General features: G+C 40.8%; 19 protein-coding genes. 5 read left to right on the top strand and 14 right to left on the bottom strand.

The features are described from left to right. Position 1 precedes the first annotated feature (1 nt). From PQO01_RS00765 to pth, 9 genes are read right to left on the bottom strand one after another with little or no spacing between them, the layout of a single operon-like run. A complete protein-coding gene (locus PQO01_RS00765; protein WP_274312134.1) occupies positions 2–2,965 on the bottom strand; it encodes a phosphoribosylformylglycinamidine synthase subunit PurL in 2,964 nt (987 codons plus the stop codon). Between the two features lie 10 nt (positions 2,966–2,975). Beyond that, complete coding sequence (locus PQO01_RS00770) at positions 2,976–3,431, bottom strand: Fur family transcriptional regulator (RefSeq protein ID WP_274312135.1); 456 nt, start codon at positions 3,429–3,431, stop codon at positions 2,976–2,978. Between the two features lie 8 nt (positions 3,432–3,439). After that, entirely contained in the window at positions 3,440–5,695 is a 2,256-nt protein-coding gene (gene bamA, locus PQO01_RS00775) for an outer membrane protein assembly factor BamA (protein ID WP_274312136.1), read from the bottom strand. 8 nt (positions 5,696–5,703) lie between these two features. Then, on the bottom strand, positions 5,704–7,164 hold the full coding sequence (dnaB, locus tag PQO01_RS00780) for a replicative DNA helicase (protein ID WP_274312137.1): 1,461 nt from the start codon (positions 7,162–7,164) through the stop codon (positions 5,704–5,706). A gap of 6 nt (positions 7,165–7,170) precedes the next feature. Next, positions 7,171–7,620, bottom strand: a complete 450-nt coding sequence (gene rplI, locus PQO01_RS00785) for a 50S ribosomal protein L9 (protein ID WP_274312138.1) — start codon at positions 7,618–7,620, stop codon at positions 7,171–7,173. Between the two features lie 10 nt (positions 7,621–7,630). After that, entirely contained in the window at positions 7,631–7,867 is a 237-nt protein-coding gene (gene rpsR, locus PQO01_RS00790; RefSeq protein ID WP_274312139.1) for a 30S ribosomal protein S18, read from the bottom strand. 36 nt (positions 7,868–7,903) lie between these two features. Then, positions 7,904–8,554, bottom strand: coding sequence for a single-stranded DNA-binding protein (locus PQO01_RS00795; protein WP_274312140.1), 651 nt, complete (start codon positions 8,552–8,554; stop codon positions 7,904–7,906). 25 nt (positions 8,555–8,579) lie between these two features. Beyond that, positions 8,580–8,900, bottom strand: a complete 321-nt coding sequence (gene rpsF, locus PQO01_RS00800; protein ID WP_274312141.1) for a 30S ribosomal protein S6 — start codon at positions 8,898–8,900, stop codon at positions 8,580–8,582. Next, a complete protein-coding gene (pth, locus tag PQO01_RS00805) occupies positions 8,897–9,541 on the bottom strand; it encodes an aminoacyl-tRNA hydrolase (RefSeq protein WP_274312142.1) in 645 nt (214 codons plus the stop codon). Before pth ends, rpsF begins: the two co-directional genes overlap by 4 nt. Positions 9,542–9,656: 115 nt before the next feature. On the opposite strand from pth, the gene PQO01_RS00810 reads away from it, so the two are divergent. Beyond that, positions 9,657–11,393, top strand: coding sequence for a response regulator (locus PQO01_RS00810; RefSeq protein WP_274312143.1), 1,737 nt, complete (start codon positions 9,657–9,659; stop codon positions 11,391–11,393). A gap of 4 nt (positions 11,394–11,397) precedes the next feature. Then, complete coding sequence (locus tag PQO01_RS00815) at positions 11,398–12,372, top strand: bifunctional methionine sulfoxide reductase B/A protein (RefSeq protein WP_274312144.1); 975 nt, start codon at positions 11,398–11,400, stop codon at positions 12,370–12,372. A gap of 2 nt (positions 12,373–12,374) precedes the next feature. Here the strand turns inward: PQO01_RS00815 and PQO01_RS00820 are convergent, their stop codons facing one another. Genes PQO01_RS00820 through yaaA form a run of 3 tightly spaced genes read right to left on the bottom strand, consistent with a single transcriptional unit; the run spans position 12,375 to position 13,919 of the window. Then, positions 12,375–12,830, bottom strand: a complete 456-nt coding sequence (locus PQO01_RS00820) for an MEKHLA domain-containing protein (RefSeq protein WP_274312145.1) — start codon at positions 12,828–12,830, stop codon at positions 12,375–12,377. Next, entirely contained in the window at positions 12,823–13,149 is a 327-nt protein-coding gene (locus PQO01_RS00825) for a cupin domain-containing protein (protein ID WP_274312146.1), read from the bottom strand. The genes PQO01_RS00820 and PQO01_RS00825 overlap by 8 nt, the downstream gene beginning before the upstream one ends. Beyond that, positions 13,149–13,919 carry a peroxide stress protein YaaA gene (gene yaaA, locus PQO01_RS00830; RefSeq protein ID WP_274312147.1) on the bottom strand — a complete coding sequence of 257 codons (771 nt, stop codon included), beginning with the start codon at positions 13,917–13,919 and terminating at the stop codon, positions 13,149–13,151. Before yaaA ends, PQO01_RS00825 begins: the two co-directional genes overlap by 1 nt. 190 nt (positions 13,920–14,109) lie before the next feature. Here yaaA and fusA point away from each other — a divergent pair, with 190 nt between their 5' ends. Both fusA and PQO01_RS00840 read left to right on the top strand, forming a co-directional pair. Further along, positions 14,110–16,197 carry an elongation factor G gene (gene fusA / locus PQO01_RS00835; RefSeq protein WP_274312148.1) on the top strand — a complete coding sequence of 696 codons (2,088 nt, stop codon included), beginning with the start codon at positions 14,110–14,112 and terminating at the stop codon, positions 16,195–16,197. A gap of 203 nt (positions 16,198–16,400) precedes the next feature. Further along, the gene (locus PQO01_RS00840) at positions 16,401–17,870 is read left to right on the top strand and encodes an IS5 family transposase (RefSeq protein ID WP_274312149.1); all 1,470 of its coding nucleotides are present in this window, start codon (positions 16,401–16,403) and stop codon (positions 17,868–17,870) included. A 3-nt stretch (positions 17,871–17,873) separates the two neighbouring features. Here the strand turns inward: PQO01_RS00840 and PQO01_RS00845 are convergent, their stop codons facing one another. Next, the gene (locus tag PQO01_RS00845) at positions 17,874–20,201 is read right to left on the bottom strand and encodes a protein kinase domain-containing protein (protein ID WP_274312150.1); all 2,328 of its coding nucleotides are present in this window, start codon (positions 20,199–20,201) and stop codon (positions 17,874–17,876) included. Position 20,202: 1 nt separating this feature from the next. Next, the gene (locus tag PQO01_RS00850; protein WP_274312151.1) at positions 20,203–20,799 is read right to left on the bottom strand and encodes an RNA polymerase sigma factor; all 597 of its coding nucleotides are present in this window, start codon (positions 20,797–20,799) and stop codon (positions 20,203–20,205) included. 167 nt (positions 20,800–20,966) lie between these two features. Between PQO01_RS00850 and PQO01_RS00855 the strand changes: the two genes are divergently transcribed. Continuing rightward, positions 20,967–24,734: a 3-keto-alpha-glucoside-1,2-lyase-like domain-containing protein gene (locus PQO01_RS00855; protein WP_274312152.1), complete on the top strand. Its 3,768-nt coding sequence runs from the start codon at positions 20,967–20,969 to the stop codon at positions 24,732–24,734. Positions 24,735–24,760: the final 26 nt, after the last annotated feature.

Below are 24,760 nucleotides of genomic sequence, written 5' to 3' on the forward strand. Positions count from 1 at the left end.
ATTAAACTCCATCCAATGTCTTTTTATAAGACTTAACTAAGTTTTCTAAATTAAGTGCAGCTACAATGTGCTTACCCTGACGAATAACTAATTCATCATCTAAGGTTACTACACCTACTTTCGCAAAAGACACACCGGCTAATGCTGCTTCGAATTCACTTGCCTTGTCAGGTGCTACCGTAGCTACCAAACGACTATTAGATTCAGAGAATAACAATTCTGTTTCACTTAAGTCATCAGATGGGATTGAGTTGATATCAATCTCCATACCCAAACGACCTGCAATGGATTTTCTCGCAAATGCTGCCGCTAGACCACCAAATGCTGGTGCATGTAATGAGTGAACTAACTCCGCATCAGTCGCCTGGTGAACTTGCTTATAAATTTTCTTTGCTTCATCTGCATTAACTTTAGGCACTTTATTACCTACATAGCCTTTGAGTGATGCATACTGAGAACCACCTAATTCGGCAAAAGTCTCACCAATTACGTAAACGTAATCACCCGCTCGCTTGGATGAAAGTGTCACTGATTTTGAAATATCTTTCATCGGTGCAATTGCAGAAAAAAGAAGCGTTGGAGGGATAGAAATTTTCTTGCCACCACGAGTGCTGTCGTTCTTCATAGAATCTTTACCAGAAATACAAGGAAGCATAAAAGCTTTACAGTAGTCATATAGAGCTTGGTTGGAGCGAACCAACTGAGCGAGTTTATATTGTCCATCAGGAGTTTTTGCAGATTCCACTGGATCCGGCCAACAAAAGTTGTCAAGGCCAGCAACTTTCTCAATTGAACCACCCACAGCAACAATCTTACGAAGGCACATATCAATAATAGATGCAGTCATGTGATAAGTATCGATATCTGAATACGATGGTGCAAGACCATTGGAAAGCACAAAACCTTCTTGAGTCATTGGCTCTGCCATGAAGACCGATGCATCAGAATCAACATCAGCTTCCACACCTACATAAGGTTTCACTACTGACAAAGCTTTCACTTCGTGATCGTATTGACGTGCTTTGTACTCACTTGAACACAAGTTTAAACTTGCTAGCAATTCGTGAATATCATCTGAGATTTCACTTTCAAACTCTTCAGGGATTTCTTCAAATACTGGAGCATCCCATTTTGCTTTTAACTGAAGCTTAGGGTTACCACCGTGCATAAAATCAAGATCTAAAAATGCTACCGTAAGTTCATTGTATACGAGGTGACATTTACCGGAGTCATTGAAAGTACCTAAAACGGTAGCTTCAACATCACGCTCACCTGCTAATGTAAGGAAAGCATCAACTTTCTCTGCGGGGACCGCAAAACTCATGCGTTCTTGAGCTTCAGAAACAAAGATTTCCCAAGGCTGAAGACCAGCATATTTTAAAGGTGCTTTAGCTAAATCAACGTAACAACCATTACACTCAGTCGCCATTTCACCAATTGATGAAGAAAGACCACCTGCGCCATTATCAGTAACAAAACGGTAAAGATCTGCGTCACGTGCTTCGTATAAAAAGTCAGCAGCTTTTTTCTGTGTGATAGGGTCACCAATCTGAACAGCTGCAACTGGAGAGTCTTTATGAAGCTCTTCTGATGAGAATGTTGCGCCATGAATACCATCTTTACCAATACGACCACCAACCATAACAATGAGGTCACCTGGTTCAATAGTCTTAAGAGATGCTGATTTACCATGCTGCTTGTGAGGTAAAATACCTACTGTACCACAATAAACTAATGGCTTACCAATGTAACGCGCATCAAAATACTCCCAGCCTAAGCCATAAGGAATACCCGATTGGTTACCACCTTCAATAACACCCTGGTGAACACCATCGCGGATTCGACGTGGGTGAAGTAGACCTTCAGGCACTTCACTGGAATCAACAAAAGGCGAACCTAAGCAATAGCCCCATACATTCACTAGCATCTCAGCGCCCGTGCCAGTACCCATGATATCACGGTTAACACCAACAATCCCAGTCATTGCACCACCGTAGGGGTCGAGTGCTGATGGACTATTATGAGTTTCTAGTTTAAATGCCAAGTCATATTTTTCGTTAAAAGTAATTACACCAGCGTTGTCGTGGAATACAGAGACTAACCAATCAACTTGCTCACCTATTTCAAAAGTCGACTTTTTGATATAACTCTTGTAGAGTGAGTTGATCGTCTCAACATTGCCTTCTGCATCCGTATACTCAATATCTGCCGCGAAAATTTTGTGTGAACAGTGCTCACTCCAACTCTGTGCTAAACATTCTAGTTCAGCATCTGTCAATTTACCTTTTAGACCAAGTGCTTCACGCTCAGGGTCATTATTGTTAATGGCATAATCGCGAATAGCCTGCATTTCGTCTAATTGAAGAGCTAAAGTCTTAGAATTAGAAATATCCATGAGCTCATCATCGCTAACGTCAATATTGATGAAATCTACTTTAGGTTCTTCGGTCGCAACAAATTCTGGAACATTAATGGGACTACCATTGTGCTTCCATTCTTCAAAAGACATGATTGCCACACTTTGAATCAACTCATTTGCTAATAAATCTTTAGCAATATGTTCTATGTCTGTCTTCTTTAAATTAGGTGAACTAATAAAATACTCTCTAGAACTATATACTTTTTCTTCTTCAGTGAGAGGGCGTCCGATAATATCACGTATAGCTTCTCTAGCCGTACGAGAAACATTATCAGTTACACCTGCCAAAAAGCCTACTGAAATAAACCAATCAAAAGTTCTTTCTTCAAAGGCGCCAATAACACCTTGCTGTAATACAGGGTTGACAATTTCTTTTAAAACTTCTTCAGCAGACTTTCTTGCGAAATTCGCATCTATTGTTAAAATTTCAGCCGTCTCTACCTTATTTAAATCATAAGATAAAATAGACTTAGCTTTTTTCTGAACCGTGTGTCCAGCAGGATCATCCATCCCGATTCGTGGGCTTATTTCCAAGCGATATATCATTTTATTACCTTTAATTATTGGCTTCAGCATCATCATCTGTACAATCACCACAGATTCCAAATAGCTGCAAGCTATGATCTTTTATTACAAAACCATGATCGAGACAAACTTTCTCTTGTAACTCTTCTATTCGTGGTTCTAAAAATTCAACAACCTTATCGCATTTCAGGCATACTAAGTGATCGTGATGAGCACGATCTACCATGTTTTCGTAATGCTGATGCTTATGTCCTAGGGTTGTTTTGTGAACAATCTTCATGTCATGAAGAATATCCAAAGTTCTGTAAACTGTCGCTCGCGAAACTTTAACACCACCAACACTGAGGTCGGCAGCAAATTGATCAGCATCAAAGTGATCTTTTCGTTTCATAACTTCTTCAAGGATAATCACCCTTTCACGCGTCACTTTTAAGCCCATGATTTTGAGCTGTGCTTTAAAACGATCTAAAATTTCTTCGTACGGCATAATTTATCCTAAAAGTTGTATCCCATATTAAAATGGAAGCTTCCTGAATCATCTTCTGTCTCAGAATTATCGACTACTGGTTTACCGTAATAGAGTTCAACCACACCAATTGGTAAGTTAATTCTAAGACCGGGCCCTGTAGTTAAACTGAGGTCACTTAAATCAGCAAAGTCATAGGAATCTTCCCACACATTACCCGCATCCACAAACCAAACCCCATTGAAAGTTTTATTAAATGGTACATCAAGCTCTGCTGATAGTAATAGGAATGAAGCACCACCTAAGGGATCTTCATTTGAATCAACTGGGCCTAATTCACGTTCATCATAACCACGAACTCGACCGATACCACCACCAAAATATCGATCGTAAATCGGATCATCGCCAATTAAGGTATTGACCTCGGCATGTAGTTTAAGCACTGACTCTTCAAAAGCTTCATTATACGTCGTCCAACGCACTTTAAATTTCCCCGATTCATTATCAGAGCCGATCACAATAGACTGTAATTCAGACGTGAATTGCATAATCCCACCTTCATTGGGGCGTCGAGTACTATTACGAGTATCTTTTCGTAAAGTTAAGATATAAGCTGATGAAATATCAGTTGTTTCTTCATCTTCCATTTCTTTAGATACATCATCATCCATGTCTAATTCAATTTGATATAAACGATGGGCATGACGGATGGTCCACAGAGGATATTTAGACAACCTTTTGGTCAAACCAACTTCATAACCTAGCTTTTCTTGATCATACTCATCATAATATCTTTCCGACATAAAAAATGATGTACTTAAAGATAAGGGTTTTCCCATAAACCATGGATCTACCCAACCAATTGATAAATCTTGTCGCTCAGAACCAAATTTCGCACGCGATTGAAATCTTTGACCACCGCCAATAAAAGGCCACCCTTCATACAAATCGAAATTTGATTGAGAAAATTCAATACTACCCACAAATGAATCTGCAGAAGAAAAACCGCCGCCAAGACCAATTTGCCCCGTACTCTTTTCTTCAACCTTTAACTGTAGATCTTTATAACCTTCTATTTCAGTATCAACTGCAGTTAGATCCACCTTTTCAAAATAGTTCATATTAATCAAACGCTTTTTAGACTTATCAATCAAGTCTTTATTAGCTTTATCATCTGGCTGAATTGCCAATTCTCGTCTGATTACATATTCTTTCGTGTCATTGTTACCTGTGATAATGATATCTCTAATCTTGGAAGGTTTACCCTCCACAATTCTGTAGTTGACATCAACAATATGTGTTTGTGGATTGGGATTTAATTGTGCTGAACAATACAGATCTAAATAACCTTCATTCTGATATTTCGTTGTCATCCGATCAATATCGGCATCTTCCACAAGCGTTGAATAAGTAAAGCCAGACTTAGCAGTCACTAATTTTTCTAAATCAGCGGTTGAGTAAATACTGTTGCCAGAAATTGTTACGTTACCCACGATATAAGGGCGCCCCTCTGTGATAAAGATATCCAACTCTAAGTATTCGCCATCGTCTTTTTTGACAACTTTTTCTATTTTAAAGTCTAAATAACCTCTCGATTTATACTGACGTTTAATTAATTTTTGGTCCGCATCAAAAATCAACTCATTAAAAAAACCTGTATCAAACATGTAACGCCAAAAACTGGGCTTAGTATTGATCATATCTGCTAAGTCATCATCTAGAAATACTGTGTTTCCGTGGAAGCGCACCTCATCAACTTGCAAACTACTTTTTTCATCAACTACAATACGTAAAATTACTTCTTCAGGATCGTTTGTCTTTTCAACATTAAAAAAGATATCGGCATTATAGTAACCTTCATCATCGTAAAGCTTTTTAATATTATGCTTATCTGCTGCCATCACAGCTTCATCCAGAGGCTCATCTACCACTAAATCAAGTTCGTCGATAATGTCTTCATCATCTAATTCTTCGTTACCTTCCACAAGGATTTCGATCAATTTGGGACGGCGTGTAACAGTTATTTTCAAGACGCCAGCATCTTCGTCAAACTCTGTTTCTACATTAATAAACTCATTAGTTTGATACAGTCGACGGATGTCACTTGATAAAACTCTTGGCGATAGAGTGGTGCCTGGTTTTGATTTAATATTATTGAGAACAAAACCCGATTGAATTTTTTCCCCTTTAGAATTATACACCTGAACTTCCGTAATATTTTTTGCCAAAGCAAAAGAAGTAAATAGAAATATAATAAGTATTATTTTATACGTTTGTTTTAACATGACACCCTCTAGAATTGATCACTATCATAATCACCCGCAAATCCTGCTTGGGGGTCATTATCTATAAATTTTGTATATTGTGGCATGAAGTTTAATTCAACAATGCCCGTTTCACCATTACGGTTCTTAGCCACAATCAGCTCTGTCATTATACCTTCGGCTTCAATTTTCGCCTGATCTTCCTCAATTTGTTGACCTCTATCTCTATGGAGGATCATAACAATATCGGCATCCTGTTCAATTGAACCCGATTCACGTAGTTGAGACAGCTTAGGTCGTGCGGCTTCTTTACTTGCCCCACCCTGCTCTGCTTGACGGTTCATCTGTGCCAAGATAATCACAGGTATGTTGAGCTCTTTGGCAATCCCTTTAATCGCACCAGAAATCTGCGCAACTTCTTGCTCACGACTGGCATTGCGATTAAGTCCACGACCTCGTAAGAGCTGCAAGTAGTCAATAACGATTAAGTCAACGTCAAACTTTTCTTTCATGCGTCGCGATTTCGCACGCAATTCCATTACGTCTAATTGAGCCGAATCATCAATGTGAATTTCAGTATCTGCCAAAATATTGGCAGCTTTCTGAATATTAGCAAAATCATTAGTTGTTACATTCATGTTGCCTATATCTTTCAAGCTTATTTCAGCTTCAGAGGCAACCATTCTCAAAACGAGTGATTGCGTATTCATCTCCAGCGAGAAAACTCCCACTGCAATGTTTTTATCACTCTGTCCTCTAGTATTTGCTAGAGCCACATTCGCGGCAATATTCATTGCCAAAGTTGTTTTACCAATCGATGGACGTGCGGCTAAAACAATCATCTCGCCCCGCTTAAGACCACCAATTTTATCATCTAAGTCGCGATAACCAGTAGAAAAACCTCTCTCACCTTTATCGCCTTCAGCGAGTCTGAAGATTGTCCCCATTGCCGCATCAAGCTCATCTTTTAAGGCAACAGATTCTTCCTTAAATAGGTTGTCGGAAATATCAATAACTTCTTTATGAAGTTGATCTAGCACTGCACCCGCTGTTGCATCATCCTGCAAACATTGGTCGAGTGTTTCACTTGAGCGTCTAATTAAACGTCTAAGTACAGAGGCATCTTGAACGATATCTAAATATTTATCAAAATTTGCCGTACTAGGAACTGAGTTCATCAATTCAAGTAGGTAAACTTCTCCGCCTGCCTGAACGAGCTCTGAGCCTTTCTTCAAAGCATTGGCTAAAGTTAATACATCGACTGCCTCTTCATTTTTTGCCATTTCGAACAAAGCGCCCGAAATATACTGGTGAGCAGCAGAAAAGAATGCTTCACGAGTTTTGAGGATCGACATCGAATTAACAATGAGAGAGGGGTCATTGAGCATACAGCCCAAGACCCCTTTTTCCGCATCTATATTATGCGGTAAAGGTCGCTCCCCTGAGAGGAGCGACCCAAAATTTACTGCAGTATCAGTTTTGTTTTCCACTGCTGTTTATGCTTTCACCACCCACACTTTAAGTGTAGCACTGACTTCTGCATGAACTTTCACAGATACTTCATGTACACCGAGTGTTTTGATAGCTTCGCCAACAGCAATTTTACGACGGTCAACTTCAATACCATCTTTAACAAGAAGGTCGTGAATTTCCGTTACAGTTACTGAACCGAATAACTTGTCATCTTCACCAGCCTGCATTGGGATAGTGATTGATGTTTCGTTAATTTTAGCTGCGAGCTCTTGAGCTACGGCAACTTCAGCTTCATGTGCAGCTGCAACTTTCGCGCGACGTGCTTCAATCTGCTTTAAAACTACTTGACTTGCGTGTACAGCTAAGTCACGTGGAAAAAGGTAGTTACGTGCGTAACCGTTTGCCACTTTAACTGTATCACCAACTTTACCGAGTTTTTCGATATTATCTAAAAGTACTACTTCGATAGCCATGATAAACTCCTTATTTCACCAATGCGATGTTACGTGCGCGCTTGATAGCCGAAGCAAGCATTGCTTGGTATCTTTTGCTAACACCTGTAATACGACGAGGAAGAATACGACCACCTTCAGTCATGAATTTTTTTAATACATCTGCATCAGTAAAATCGATGTATGTAACTTTTTGCTCGCTGAAGCGACAAACTTTTGCTCTTACTGCAGCTTTTTTACGCTTTGATTTTCTTCTTTGATTAGCCATTTGCTTTTTCCTTATAAATTAAATTGCTTCCAAAACTCAGAATGGAATATCGTCTTCCACGTCATCTACATCGAATACAGGTGCGGGAGGAATCTCTGCCTGCATCGACTGGGGTGCCTGTTGCGCTACTTGAGGTGCTTGCTGCACTGCTTCAAAAGTTGGCGGAGTTGCCACTGGAGCTGCATTCATTGCTTGTCCTTGGGGAGGCTGAGCATAAGAATTTTGCTGCGCAGGAGCAGGTGCCTGACTCGGCGCTACTGGTTCCATATAAGATGGTGCTTGTGGTTGTGCTGATGGTACAGGTGCAGCTTGCTGGTATTGCGAGTTTCCTTGCTGACTGCCACCATCACCTCTGCTGCTATTTAAGAACTGCACTCGCTCTGCGGTAACAGAATGACGTTGTCTGGCTTGACCAGTTGTCTTATCTTGCCATTGCTCGAGTCTAAGTGAGCCTTCAATAAAAACAGATGAACCCTTTCTGAGGTATGTGTTGGATGTCTCTGCTTGGCGTCCCCATGCTACTACATCTACATATAAAGTATCTTCGCGACTTTCTCCTGAGGCCGTACGATAAGGTCGGCTAACAGCCAAACGTAAAGTACAGACAGCTTGACCAGAAGCCAATTGCCTTAACTCAGGATCTCTTGTGAGATTGCCCATTAAAAATACTTTATTAAAAGATGCCATGGTTAATTCCAGTAAAGACCGTTAATTACTTATTAAGATCTAATGTTACCGGGTTTTCTGGGATCTCGTAGTTATAAACAACAGTTCTGAGAACTGTGTTATCCAAACGGTAACTTTCGATAAACTCACTTACTTTATCTTCTGGAAGATTAAGGAAGAAACGTAGGTAAAGACCTGAAGTACGCTTGCCAATGGCACGTGCGAACTGCTTTCTACCCATGTTTTTCACTGTAACATCGCCGCCACCTAGGGCTACGATTTGCTCTTCGACCTTTTTAGAGAAGGCTTCACCGCCATCTTCATACTTGCGGTCATTCAAGATGAATATTGCATCATATTTTTTCATTTCTTTGTCTCCTGATTCGGTTGACTTGAATCGTTCGGCACCGTGCCATTGAACGTATTCATTGCAGCATCACACCCTTTGGTGCAAAGCATCAGTACGGCATCCACAGACGTAGATACCGCCCGAGAAATAAGCTCCATTTCTAATAATGTAAAGTCCGATAAGACATAATCTGCAACATCTGCACCCTTTCCAGGATGATCCACACCAATTCTCATACGATAAAAGTCAGCCCCACCAAAATACTGTAAAATAGACTTCACTCCGTTATGCCCACCAGCACTACCTCCCAAACGCAAACGTAAACGCCCAACCTTGAGACTCATCTCATCGTAAATCACAATTATATCTTCAGACTTAACTGAATTCTTTTTTGCGAATTTCTTTATCGCTTCACCAGAATTATTCATGTAAGTCATGGGCTTAACAAAAATAAGACGATGACCTTCGTGCTCACATTCAGCATACTCTGCTCGCCATTTCTTCTTCAACTTCAAGGAGAACTGCTCAAGAAATAAATCAATGACTTTAAAACCCACATTATGCCGCGTGTTTTCGTAGGAAGCCCCGGGGTTACCTAAACCACAGATAAGATAAGTCTTTTGATCATTTCCATTCTGATTATTAAAAAAGGGAAACATTTCACACCTAATTTATTATTATAAAGCCTGAAAATAACTGTAAAAAAAGCTAATACACTCTCTCGTATTTGATCATTTTCTTTTTTTTTGAATTAAGTGGAGTTATTATTTCATCATGCCACATAACAAATCCACCATCTTAGCACTCTCAAGTGACTACGACACAAGGATGTTTTTCTTTGATCAGATCAAGCGAAAAGACGTCAACTTACTTGTGCGCCAAACACGCGAACGCGCCCTGCACCTTTTATCTATTTCTGATATCGCTCTTATCATTATCGACCGCAACTTAGAAGACTGCACCGGACTCGAACTCATCCAAGAAATCAAGCAGAGCAACCTCTACTTCAATGACACTCCGATATATGCGCTAGGACATCAAGACAAAGAAGAAGAAGAGTGCATAGAGTTTTTCGACTCTGGCGCCGACGACTACTCTCCCAGCCCTGTTTCACCCTCCGTTTTCCAAGCTCGCGTCAACAAACTCCTGAATTGGTCCATCAAACAGAAAAACAACCCTGTTAAACTTTCTACACAAATGGATTCAAAAGAGATTCCTGGCATCCTTCAACTCCTCGAAACTGAACAGTCAACAGGCATTTTACAGGCATCACACTCAAAAGACTATGCTCAAGCAATCCTGCACAAGGGAAAGATCATTGAGGCACATACTGAATACTGCACTGGTAAAGATGCCATAACAGAAATACTTGCCTGGCCTTTTGCACAAATTAAATTCACAGAAAACGATGACGCCCCAGATAAAGTCGAAAAACCAAAGACACTCAATATATCCGCGACACTGATGGATTGTGTTTTAGATGTTGACATTTACAACGATGCTAAACAACGCCTCAACGACACCGAACTCGCTTTTGAACATGGGACTAAAGCACTACCAGGAAACAGTAACCGCGTGGCCAAACAAGTCGTCACTATGGCAAACTCGGGACTCAGCCTTGGAGAAATTTACGACGCCATACGAGTTAACCAGCGTCACCTGACTTTAATGATCGATCAAATGATCAAAGTCGGTTACATCAAAATTGCACCACCGCCATTTGATAATTATTCAAAAGACAATGGCCAATCACTTCGCGCCATCCGCACAACGGACAGCCTTGCACAATGCAAAGAAGATCTCAGCAAACTCCGCTTTCCACTAAGCAAAGAACTAAGCGAAGTCCCCTACGCGAGCGCTTCAATTTTAATTGACCATAGCCAACCTTCACTCATTTTAGCTGGAGACAGCTCTAACACAGTTAAGTGCGCCTTTGAGACAATGCTCAAAGTCGCTGCCAACTCATCTCAAGTACACGCAAAAACGAGCTCGCAGAGAAAAGGCGAAAAACGAACGACCTTAATCTTTGATAAACACACCACAATTGACTTAGTATGTACCGCGCAGAAGCTAGACCATCATTATTTAAGCAATCTTCAAAAAGACTACTCAAGCTGTACATCAATCATTTATTGTATTTCATCACTCGATAACCCTTCTAATCAAGCCAACCATAGAAACATAAGAAAACTCCGCAATGTTTTCTCCGTCCCCTTCACAGTTGCCTTGTTATCGGAACCCGCAGAAGGTTATGAGCCCACTTTTACTTTTGAATGTGGCAAATGTACCCACAAACTCAAAATAGAAATGAGCCTCGAAGGCTCGATCGGCAAATGCCCCATTTGCAGTACCGAAGTCAAAACCCCCGACTGCCTAGCTTATGCCAAGGAAAAATTACACATCGTTGAAAATGTTCCTATCGTCACACTTCCAGCTAGGTCCGACTCTTCATGGAGCACCTTATTATCCATGATTTGCGATGATATTTTAGACACAAAAACCTATAGGTGACCCCATGCAAAAAAGCCTCCAAATCATTAGCCTAATCTTTTTACTTCAATTTTTTTGTTTTGCTGAAAACGCAAAGAATGATTCCCCAGACAAAGGAAAAACCATCATGTCCTACAATAAACTCACCCCAGAAGAAGCTTACGTCATTGAACAAAAAGGCACTGAACGTCCTTTCACTGGCGAATACACTAACAACAAAGCCAAAGGCACTTACATCTGCCGAAAGTGCAATGCCCCTCTCTACAAATCAGACGACAAGTTTGACTCACGTTGTGGATGGCCTAGCTTTGACGATGAAATTAAGGATGCCGTTCGCAGAGAAACCGATGCCGATGGACGCCGTACAGAAATCCTTTGTAAAAACTGCGATGGTCACTTAGGCCATGTCTTTTTAGGCGAAGGCTTTACGCAAAAGAATACTCGTCATTGCGTCAACTCACTCTCTATGAAATTCATTAAAGACGGCGATGATTTACCAAAAGTTGTGCCCGAGCCCAAGAAAGCCAAAGCCATTTTTGCTTCAGGATGTTTCTGGGGAACTGAATATTGGCTCCAAAAAGCTCCTGGCGTTCTCTCTGCAACCTCGGGCTATATTGGTGGACACGTCAAGAACCCAACGTATAAACAAATTTGCACGGGATTAACAGGTCATTACGAAGCTGTAGAAGTCGTTTACAACCCCGACATAACAGATTACGAGACCTTAGCCAAACTCTACTTTGAAACTCACAATCCAGAGCAAGCCAATGGTCAAGGCCCAGATATTGGCTCACAATATTTGCCTGCCGTCTTCTACTTTGACGACGAGCAAAAAGCTACAATAGAAAAGCTTTTACAGATCTTGAAAGACAAGGGGCTCAAGCCTGCGACTGAATTGAAAGAAGCTACTATTTTCTATCCTGCCGAAGTCTATCACCAAGACTACTACTTCAAGCACCGTAAACAGCCCTACTGCCACAAGTATAAAAAACTTTTTTAGTTCTAGCTTAAATCCTCACATTTCGAAAAGGCTGCCGCTTGACCGCGGTAGACACCTTTTTCGTCGACTAAATTCCACACCTTCGCTTCTTTGATTAAGAAGCGTTTTCCCGTGGACGAAATTCGTATTCCTTGATAATCATCAATAAAACCGTACTTAGTCACTCGATCTAAAAGTTCCTTACGTTCTTCGCGATTGGGAGCTTCCGCAGAATAACGGGATGGCAACTCTATCATTTGCCCCCAATTGAGCTCAAACTTATCCAAGGCAAATTGATTGGCAAAATTAAAAATGGGGTCATCTTGCACTCCGTGTGAGAGAATTGCGAAGTCCGCAAAATACATTTCCTCAAGTAAGTCATCGCCAGACTCAATATCCAACAGGCTTTCTCCAAAAAGCTTTGCGTACGTCGCAAAAATCAGCTCAGCCTGCTCTATACACTCTTTCCACTCACTCATTTGCGTCCTCCGCAAAAAAAACTGCTAACCAAATGCATTTTGGCTCTAGCGAAGTGCATTTCACCCTATGCTTAAGGTGCGCGGGAATAAAGGCGCAATCTCCTGTGCTTAAAGTTTTCACTGAGCCATCCTCGTATTCAAGCTCGGCACTACCCTGCAAAACACTTACCCACTCGTGCTCCACTTGATCATACCAAAAATCAGGATCTGAGCAATGACCTTGCGAGACAATACGTTCAATACGCACCTTCTTTTTATCCAGTAAAGGCGTCAATAATTCCTCAGGTAACTCTTGAGGAATATCTTCAAATAGGTTCATTACTGCTTGCGAGTAAAAATATATTTATCTTCTGTACTACGTTCTGGGCAATACGCATAACCTGCTGTGTCAAAGTTCATCAAATCTTCAGGCTTCTTTAAATCATTTTTTATGATATAGGCCGCCATCATGCCACGAGCTTTCTTGGCATAAAACGAGATGATTTTGTACTTGTCGTTTTTCCAATCAAGAAAATCAACTTCAATCATTGGACGGGCTAAATTCTTTTTCTTCACCGACTTAAAGTATTCATTTGAGGCGAGGTTCACAAAATGACTATGCCCCCCTACTTCAAGTTCTGCATTGATCGCATCAGTAATCTTATCTCCCCAAAATTCATAGAGGTTCTTGCCTTTTGAATTGGCAAACTTCGTCCCCATTTCTAAGCGATACGGATGAATCAAATCCATCGGCTTCAATAAACCATAGAGACCTGATAAAATACGTAAATGCTGATTCGCCAAGTCGACTTCTTGCTCATTAAATGAATACGGATCCATCCCTGTATAAACATCCCCTTTAAAGGCAAATACTGCTTGACGTGCTCCAGGCAAGGCCTGCTCTTCATTCCATTCAAGGAAACGAAGTTCATTCAAAGTCGATAATTTCTCACTCAACTTCATCAAGTTTGCGATATCCGCAGCATTAAGCTTTCGGAGTTCTTTAATGAGTTCTCCAGCTTCTCCCACAAATTGGGGCTGACTAATTTTATCAGTAGGTACCTGGCTCTCGTAATCTAAAGTTTTTGCAGGGGAAACAACACAAAGCATAACTAATCTCTCTTCAATATTAAGTCTTGGAACTCAGCTCATTTCGGGCTTTTAAAGTGATTTTAAGAAAGAGCGAATTTTTCAATTTGCAAGGGCTAAAAATCGGTTTACATTCACGAGCGATTTTTAACGTCTATATATAGATGTAAATATTTTGAATAACAAAACATTAAACAAGGAACTGACGATTATGTCTAGACCACTCGACAATGTAAGAAATATCGGTATTTCTGCACACATTGACTCTGGTAAAACTACTCTTACCGAGCGTATTCTCTTTTATACTGGCCGTATCCACGCTATCCACGAAGTACGTGGTAAAGATGGTGTTGGCGCAACTATGGACCACATGGAGCTCGAAAAAGAGAAGGGTATTACTATTACTTCTGCTTGTACTTTCGCTCAGTGGAACGATGACCGCGGTAACGAAATCAACATTAACATTATTGATACTCCTGGTCACGTTGACTTCACAATTGAAGTAGAACGTTCACTACGTGTACTTGACGGCGCTATCCTTATTCTTTGTGGTACTTCAGGCGTTCAGTCTCAGTCTATCACTGTTGACCGTCAGATGAAGCGTTACAATGTTCCACGTATTGCTTTTGTTAACAAACTTGATAACCCTGGTTCTTCTCCTTACATCGTAACTGAGCAGCTCCGTACTAAGCTTGGCCACAACGCTGTTATGTTCCAAGTACCTATCGGTGCTGAATCTGCACTTAAAGGTGTGGTTGACCTCGTTAAGATGAAAGCTTACTACTTCGAAGGCGACAACGGTGAAAACCTTATCGAAGACGAAATTCCTGCTGACCTCCTTGACCACGCTCAAGAAAAACGTGAAGAGCTTCTTGAAGCTGTTTGTGAATTCGATGACGACCTCATGGAAGCTGTTATGGAAGGTGAAGACGTTGCTGAGGCAGACCTCAACGCAGCTGCACGTAAAGGTGTTCTATCACTTGAATTAACTCCTGTTTTCTGTGGTTCTGCTTACAAGAACGTTGGTGTTCAAAAGCTTCTCCACGCTGTTTCTCTCTACCTCCCTTCTCCTTACGATGTTGAAAATGTTGCTTTCGACCTCGATAAAGACGAAGAGCCTGTAACTCTTGAATCTGACGCTTCAAAAGAATTTGTTGGTTACATCTTCAAACTTGAAGACGGTGCATACGGTCAGCTCTCTTACATGCGTATTTACCAAGGTAAAATCGCTAAAGGCGACACAATGATCAACATGACTAACGGTAAGAAACACACTGTTGGTCGTCTCATGCGCGTTCACTCTGCTGACACAGAAGATATTTCTGTTGCAGAAGCTGGTGACATTGTTGCTGTTTTCGGTATTGACTGTGCTACTGGTACTACTTTCACTAACGGTGACCTTAGCTACAACATGACTTCTATGTTCGTTCCTGCTCCAGTAATCGACATGAAGCTCATTCTTAACGACCGTAAAACTTCTGGTAACCTTTCTAAGGCTCTTAACCGTTTCGGTAAAGAAGACCCAACTTTCCGCGTTCGTGTTGACGAAGAATCTGGCGAAACAATTATTTCTGGTATGGGTGAACTTCACCTCGAGATCTATGTTGAACGTATGAAGCGTGAATACAAAGTTGACCTCGAAGTTGGTCAGCCGCAGGTAGCTTACCGCGAATCTATCGAGCAAGACTCACCTTTCGACTACTCACACAAGAAACAGTCTGGTGGTCGTGGTCAGTACGGTAAAGTTGTTGGTGTTCTTAAGACTACTGAAGAAGACTTCGTTATGGAAAACAACGTTACTGGTGGTAACATTCCTAAAGAATACATCAGTTCTTGTGAAAAAGGTTTCCGTGGTTGCCTTAAAGAGGGTGCTCTTATTGGTTTCCCAGTTGTTAACGTTATGGTTGACCTCCAAGACGGTGCTTACCACAATGTTGACTCGGATGACATTTCATTCCAACTTGCTGCACGTGGCGCTTTCCGCGAAGCATACAGCAAAGCTAACCCAATCATCCTTGAGCCTGTAATGCTTGTTGATATCGAAACTCCAACTGAGTTCCAAGGTACTGTAATGGGTAACCTCAACTCACGTCGTGGTATCATCACTGGTACAACTGAAGACGAAGCTTTCTGTAAGATTTCTGCAGAAGTACCTCTTTCAGAGATGTTCGGTTATGTTGGTGAGCTTCGCTCAATGACTCAGGGTAAAGCTGAGTACACGATGGAATTCGCTAAGTACGCTAAAGTACCTAAGACACTCCATGACCAACTAGTAAAAGAATTTGCTGAGAAGAAGTAATCATCTAAGCAAACATTCTTAATAAAAACCCGAGTCGAATGGCTCGGGTTTTTTATTGCCTAGTTCAACAGGATTTCTTTTAATTGGCTACTTAGGGCTCACTTATTAAGTCATATATTACTTATAGTCAATGAGATAAGTGGTAATTATGCTATATTACATGCAAACAAAACCCCTCAAAACAATCATTAGGTTTGCATAAGATGTATAAAAATACGGGCACAGAGCCCAAAATGGCCAATCTACCTTATTTTCTAGACGGAACACTCAATATCAATAATCGCTGGGTCAAGCTAGCGGCAACAATACCATGGAAAGATGTAGAAGAAATTTATGCACTAAATTTCACCAGCCATACTGGGCCCAAAGCTCTACCTGCAAGAACTGCATTTGGTTCCCTGATCATTCAAGTAAAGCTGAGTTTAACTGATGAAGAAACTGTAGAAATGATTTCTGAAAACCCCTACCTTCAATATTTCTTGGGGTTTGAAAGATATAAGCAGGAATCACCTTTTGATCCGAGTATGATGACTCATTTTCGAAAGCGTTTTGGAGCTCAGGATATTAAAGATATTGATGATTTATTACATAAAACTACACGTCCAAAAGAAGAAGACTCCGATAAGGATTCAGACAATGATCCTCCGTCAAATAAGGGTGCTTTAATTGTTGACGCTAGTTGTGTCCCTGCTGATATTCACTATCCAACAGATCTTGGTTTACTAAACAAAGCCCGCGAAAAAACTGAAGAAATCATCGATATTCTTTGGCGTCATCGCTTTAATACCGAAGATAAGGTCAAGCCTCGGACTTATCGTGAAGACGGCAGAAAAATCTTTTTAAGTGTTGTCCTAAAAAAACGTGTATCGAAAAAGAAAAGGCGTGAAGTGATTAATAGACAACTTCATTGTGTAAGGAGGAACCTCGCTAGTATAAATGAACTCAAAAAGCATGCCGATCTGGGGCTATTGAAACCTAGTTTATACCGCGAACTACTGGTGATCGGGACACTTTATCAACAACAGCAATACATGTATGATAATAAAGTAACAAGTGTTGATGATCGCATTGTAAGTATTCACCAACCACATATTCGTCCCATTGTTCGCGGGAAAGCTGGAGCTCATACAGAGTTCGGAGCTAAAATATCTATCAGTGTCGTCGATGGCTGGACCTTTGTCGATACGATTAGTTTTGATTCTTATAATGAAGGAACCGAACTAATTTCACAAGTTGAAAAATATAAAGAGCGTTTCGGTTATTATCCCGAATCAGCACATGCTGATAAAATCTACCGAACTAAAGAAAATCGAGCGTATTGTAAAAAACACGGAATAAGGATAAGTGGACCCAGTCTTGGAAGACCTCCCAAAGATGCGATTTTACGTGAAGAACAAAAGGAAATACAACGCCAGGATGAAGCTATAAGAAATGAAGTAGAGGGCTGTTTTGGTGTAGCCAAAAGACGCTATAAACTCGATCGAATCTTTACGAAAACCAGGACTTCATCCGAAACACTTATTGCTTTAGTATTCATGGCGATGAACTTGGATAAGGCTTTAGCCTTTTTGTCACTTTTCGGCCAGTATTATAAGCAGCTATTCGCGCACGTTTATTGTTTTATAAGTCTCATTAACGAGAATGAGCATTTCAAAAGGCGAGTAATTCAGTAAGCCCTACTTACTTATTTTACGGGATAAGTAATCTAGATTAAAGCAATGCTGGGTTTTCAACTTCATTCGCAGACTAATAATATTCTCACCTTGTTTCATAGCAACAGGCAAAGTGTGAGTAGCCCACTGCGTCCAACTTTTGGTCGACTTAAGAATGATCTCTTGTTCCACTCCGTTCACGCTAAATAAAACCACCGCATCATTGTAGCCTGCTGAATAACGGATAGTGAGAAGTTCTTCACCAACTTTTTCCGACTTTAATTTAAAGTTCACCTTTCCATTGAGGTTCATATAAAAACCGTCTAAAAACTTATTCGCTGTATAATTAATGTGATTATAATTGGTCTTCACTCCACCCGAGAAATCGGCTTCACTAGCAGCGTAGATCTCCACCAAATCTTTGCTAAAGCGACGCGAAAAACTCTCCAATTGTTCTTTGGGAATTTGCCCATCGGTAATCGTCACATGATCAAGACTCGGCAAGTCAAGTAAAGGCGATAAATCTTTGATTTGCGTATGCTGCAAATGCAGACTCCGCAAATTTAGCCCAGCAAATTCTTTGGCATCCATTATAGAATTATCAGCAACAAATAAATCTTTAAAATCTAGATACCTAAGTAAACTCAAGCGAGTTATAGGCGAAGTCATATACTCCAGCTTTGGCCCCCACAAATCAAGCTCATAATCTTTTAAACTAACCTCCACATTTCCATTCTCTGGGTAATAATGAAAAATCAATGATGAGATGATTTTGGGAAATCCAGGATTGTTTTGAAAGCGTTCAGCATTATAAGCGATCACCAACTCCATTAAGACTGGTAGGCGTTCACAAAAACTTACCATGGCCTTAAAATCTTCAAAATTAGGCTCTATCTTAGAGATATCACGACCTTTTAAATTTTTCTCGATAAAAGGCGCATAAAAAGGAAGCTGATCAGCGTGTTTTTTATGAAAATTTGCAAAGCCCGCAAAATCCATAGCAATAAAATAATTCGCTACCAAAGCTTTAATTAAATAAATATCATCTGGAGTCGTCTCGTAGGCCGCTTTGAGGTATTGATTAGATCTCTCTAAAGAAACCTTAGGCGTCATCAATAATTGATAATCACGATATTTTTGATTGTCCGAAAAAATACGATCCACAATCTTTTTGGGCATGTATTTTATCGACTCTTCCAGACTCTGGTTTTCTTTCAAAGTCTTTTCTAAATCTTCCGCGTAACGCTCCGATTTCTCTAAAGCTAACAAAGTATTTCTTTCGCTTTCCTTAATTTCTTTAAGAAAAAATAGAAGTGAAACAATGATGATAAAAAAGGAGCTCACAAGAATGCTACTCACATACTTATTTCGCCGCCATAAATAGCTCAGCTGAGTAATGAAGCCCGCTTCCTGAGCCATTGTTGGATAAGAATTTAAGAAGCGTTGCACATCATTCTTCAAATCTTCCACCGAGCTATATCGATCAATTGATCGCAATGCCATTGCTTTAGCGACAACTGATTTTAGGCTCACAGGTAAATCTGATTGATCGAGATCAGACAATACACCAGAACGACTCTCTTCTAAACGTTGATCCAGGTTTTTACCTTTCAACCTATCGGGATTCAAAATGGTGTACAACATCGCCCCAAGTGAGTATATATCTGTTCTCTCGTCTTTAGTCGTTCCTTGAAGCTGTTCGGGGGCCATATAGGCCGGCGTCCCCTTTGCTTCACCATACATAGTACAATGATTGAGCATATCTGCTTCAAGTTCAAAACTCGAAGTCTCATCCCCTGCTTCTTTACGAGTAATAATTTTACCCAAGCCCCAATCACAGACAATCACTTCACCAAAGGACCCCACCTGAATATTATCTGGCTTAAGATCTAGGTGAAGAACGCGCCGGGAATGCGCATAGGCAATCGCATCACATATTTTAATAAAAATCCCGAGCAAAATATTTCTATCATCCTCTTTCTGAAGAAAAGCCTCTAGGCTAGCTCCTGTTTTCAACTCCATCGTAAAAAAAGGTTCGCGAGCTTTTGATAAAGCTATTTGATAGATCTTGATAATATTGGGATGGTCAAGTAAAGCGGTAAGTCGCGCTTCGCGAATAAAGGCATCGCGCAACTCTACTTTTGAGGGATCATTAAGACAGGCCTTCGCTATATAACGATGAGTACTATTACAGAATACCTTGTAGATCTTCTTCATCCCACCTGTGGCAATAAGGACTTCCTGTGAATATTCATCAGCAGTGATCGGCAACTGATCACAGAGTGGAGAGCTTACCGTTACACCTTCCTCATAATCTTCCGATTCTTCGTATAATGATAAAAAACTATCCATCTTAAAACTCTAGAACCTGACGCAAATTATTCATTTCATTCAACAAACGATCTTTGACTCGATTTCGCAAGACATACACAGTGTTCACCGGGATATCTAACTGCTCACTGATTTCCTGTGTCTTTAAGCCCTTGGAGCTCAATAAAAAAACATCTATTGCCTTGCCCGAAAAAAACTGTCTTAAGTGTTCAACCACATGCTTCACCATATAATTCACCCATTCATCATTGATAAGCTCATCAATGCGACTTCTTTCTTCACCTTCCTGCTCTAAATCTACAATATTCAGTTCGAGCTCACGATTTTCTCGCTTGCGATAAGCACGCATATATTCTAGAATTGCATGACGAATAACCGTACCTAACCAAGTACGAAACTTAGCACTTTCTCGCGATTCATACCCTTGAAGAGCTTTCCATATTTTTATAAGAACTTCCTGCTTCAAATCATCGTGGATCTGAGTGGGAATCGTCATCTTATGCAAAAGCATTTCAATAAAGCCGGAATAATACTCAACAAATTCATTCCAGGCCAACTGATCATTGGGATCCTTTGCTCTTAGAAGAAGTGTTTTACGCGTATTAAACTGATCAGTCATTAAGAAGTCTCTAAATATTTCCTAGGAATAGAGTCATTATACAGCGTGAATTGCGAGCTGCGCAAAAAAAATAACATAAATTTTCTCATAACTGTAAAGAAACGTGTCTTCACCTTCACTTACATAGCTACTTATAGTTAATTTTTTGACCTAAATAAAGGAACCCCATGAAAATAAAAGCAAGTAAACGCCACTTCTACACCGCGCTATTGACACTCTGTACTGTCGCTCATGGCCAAGCCCCACATGAAATCTACGAAGCAGAAGACGCCAAAAGGGAACGAGTCACTAATGAAAATAATCACGCAGGATTTTCAGGAACGGGCTTTGCCGCTGGTTTTTATAACAACAATAAGGGTATTCTAACTTTTAAAGTAAAAGCTCCCAAAGCCGGCAAGCAGGACATTACTCTTCGTTATTCTGCGGGTTATGGCAATGCTGAAATCATCCTCGGAGTGAATGGCGAAACCCAAGACTTATCCATCCCGGGTACCGGTAGCTGGAAAGTCTGGAGCGACATCTTCATTCCCGTCACGCTAAAGAAAGGTGAAAACACAATCACCGTCAAAATGAAGCACTCCACCACTAAATGCCTCAACATTGACTACCTTGCCATGGGCAAACTCAAAGCGAGCGAAAACTCTTCTCAAGCTGTAAATGAATCCACCGAAAAAACTTTACGTGATGCTTTTTTCAATCCTCGAGGTTGGGAAAACATTGCCGATGCAAAGGCTGAGGGAAGAAAACTCATCGTCACTGAAGAGGGCACTGGACTCATTATCAATGGTCGCAAGGGAAAAACCAATAATATTTCGACAAAAAAACATTACAAAGACATCGAATTTCACTTAGAATTTATGCTAGCTGAAAAATCTAATGCCGGCGTTTATTTTATGGGTCGTTACGAAATCCAAATCCTCGATTCTTACGGCAAAGAAAAATGGGGCTTTGACGTTTTGGGTGGACTCTATCAACGTTGGCCTCCAGAGCGTGGTGCTGGCGTTGCCGCGAAAGTCAACGCAGCAAAAAAGCCCGGCGAGTGGCAAACTATGGATGCTATTTTCCGTGCGCCTCGTTTCGATGAGACGGGAAGAAGAATTTCTCAGGCTTATTTCAAAGAAGTTAAAATCAATGGTCAGCTCGTTCAAGAAAACCTGTACGCAGTTGGACCGACACGCTCTTCACAATTCAACGACGAAGCAGCCACTGGCCCCATTATGATCCAGGGCGATCACGGCCCCATTGTGATTCGTAAAATGACCGTCAAAGAAATTGATTTAGAAGATATTCAAACTAAAGAACTCAATGCAGACGAAAAAAGACCACTAGGGAAAAATGGTGACCCAATGGTTGAAATGATTGCCATGGGTAAAGATATCTTTCAAAATAAAGGTTGTATGGAATGCCATAATACCCGCACAGATAATTCCATTGTTAAAACTGGCCCAGCTATTTATGGGATTTTCCAAAAGAAACCCGTTAGTATCAAAGTTATGGAAAGTGCTGAAAGACATCTCGTGAACTTACCCGCTGATAAAGCTTACCTCTATCAGTCACTCCGTGAACCGACAGCTCATTTGTCTCTCAATAAAAACGATGGCGACAAACCCTACCTACCCATCATGCCTCCCTTCACACCAGAGACTCTAAAAGATAGTGAAATAGAAGCCCTTTACCATTACCTACTCACATTAAATGAAGATCAGAATGCGGGACCAAAGATCTCATGGCATAGCAAGCCCAGTGATCAGTATAATATTTGGAAAGACCGCGGCTCAGTAATAGTACAAAATCGTCCTCGTATTCAAAGAACTCATATACCAGGAACTTCTGCCCGTAGCTATTTCGTTGGTCTTCCTGGCAACCTCAACTATACTTTTGATCCACGTACCATGGGGATTTCGATGATATGGAATGGCCCTTTTGTCACTATCAATGGAATGATGAATGGTCGTGGAAAACCAAGCCGTATTGGCGACAAGGGCATCAAATGGACACAAGGCACCACAGATTTTTTCACTCCCTACCTAAGCAACGGTAAATTACTGGACAAATCTTGGGCTGAGCCAGCCAAAGCTGATTATCATTACGTTTATAAAACACTTCATTTCGAGGGTGATTATTTAGAAGAAGCCGCAAAAATTGATAGTAAATTCATCTCTGTCAATACAGTAAAAAACGAGATCCCAAAATTTAATTACGAAGTTGAAGGCAACCAGCTCGAACTCATTTTTAGCGTCAATAAAAACAACTCTATTAATGCTAAATTTAATATGAATCTCAAACGTGATTTAAGTTTACACATTCCCACGAGTAATTTCACTGATTTCAAAGCTAGCCTAGGGAAAATCGAAGCTGATAAGTGGACGATTCCAGCAGGCAATCACAAAGCCATTACATTCACCGCCAAGCGCAAAGCCAAATTCCAGAAAGTTCACACTGCTGGTGTTAATTCAGCTCCTAATGAGAATTTAAAAGGGCAAAAAATAAAGTGGTCGAAAGCTCCCGAAAAAGAACAGCAAAAAGCTGAAATGGACCCAGCCTATACTTTGCACAATGCTGAAGCTCCTACAGATATCCATGGTCGCAAACAGCTCTTCGAGCCACTCGGAATTGAGTTCCTTAACAAAGACATTGCTTTTGTCACCACTAGGACTGCCGGTATTTGGAAAGTCGTTAATGGGGAATGGTTTCTCTTTTCTGAGGGTCACTATGATTCACTAAGCCTCGTGATTGAGTCGGAAAACTCTGTTGTCATCGGTGAAAAACCAGGCCTCACTCGACTCATCGACACTGATGGCGATAACTGGTCAGACAAAAGAGAGAATGTCTCTGATCATTTCCGTTTTTGCGGCAATTATCACGAATACCTCCACGGCCCCATCCCCTATAAGGGAGGCTACCTCTACAACCTAAACCTAACTCACAACCTACCCTTTAACTACAAAGCTGGTGGTGCATTCATGGGGACGGGTGGCGGTCTGAAAGGCTGGATGTGTTATGTGGATAAAGACGGTAAGTTCTCCACTTTTGCAAATGGTTTCAGAAGCCCCGCGGGACTTTCATTATCACCTGACAAAGAAATCATCTACACAGAAAACCAAGGCGAATACGTTGGCACATCTAAAATCTTCAAAGTCGAAGAAGGTAAATTCTATGGTAATCCCACTGGTTTAGTCGATCTTCCTGGACTCACTTTCAAGAGCAAAGAAATTCAATGGGATTCCGTGAAAGATGGTCGAGAACAAGCCATAATTCTCTTGCCCCATAACAAAGTCATGAATGCTCCTGGTAATCCCACTTGGGATTTGACTAAAGGTGCCTTTGGGCCTTTTAAAGGACAAATGTTCTTAGGTGACCAAACTCAATCATGCATCTATCGAGTGGCGACAGAAACTGTCAATGGCATTGAACAAGGCGTGGTCCTCCCCTTCGCCAACAAGATGGCATCTGGTGTGATGCGCCTGACTTTCAATCCAAACGATAATAGTCTATGGGTGGGTCAAACCGGTCGTGGCTGGCGTGCTCAGGGTGGCGCAGAAAGCAGCTTACAAAAGATTAGCTTCAACGGAGAAACTCCAAACGCCATCCAAACAGTCAAAATTACCCCACAGGGTTTTGATATTCACTTTATTAAAGAACAAAATTCAGCAAACTTCGGTAACATCAATATCAGTTCCTGGTATTACATCGATTCCCCTGGTTACGGTTCACCTGAAAAAGGTGGACGCAAAGAAGCTCTAAGCTCTGTTAATTGGAGTAGCGATAAAAAGACTTGCTCAATTAAATTCGAAGACTTCAAACTCGACGAAGCATCAGATTCAGGTCATACGTCAAGAGTCTACTACCTCGACCTAACACAAACTTCCTTTGGCAAATCTGTTGGCCCCTTCCTTTCAAAAGCCTACTATACGCTCAATGCCATTCCTAAATAATACATTTCCTAAAATAAAAAAAGCCC

It is taken from the genome of Lentisphaera marina, from assembly GCF_028745505.1.
Classification (GTDB): Bacteria; Verrucomicrobiota; Lentisphaeria; order Lentisphaerales; family Lentisphaeraceae; genus Lentisphaera; species Lentisphaera marina.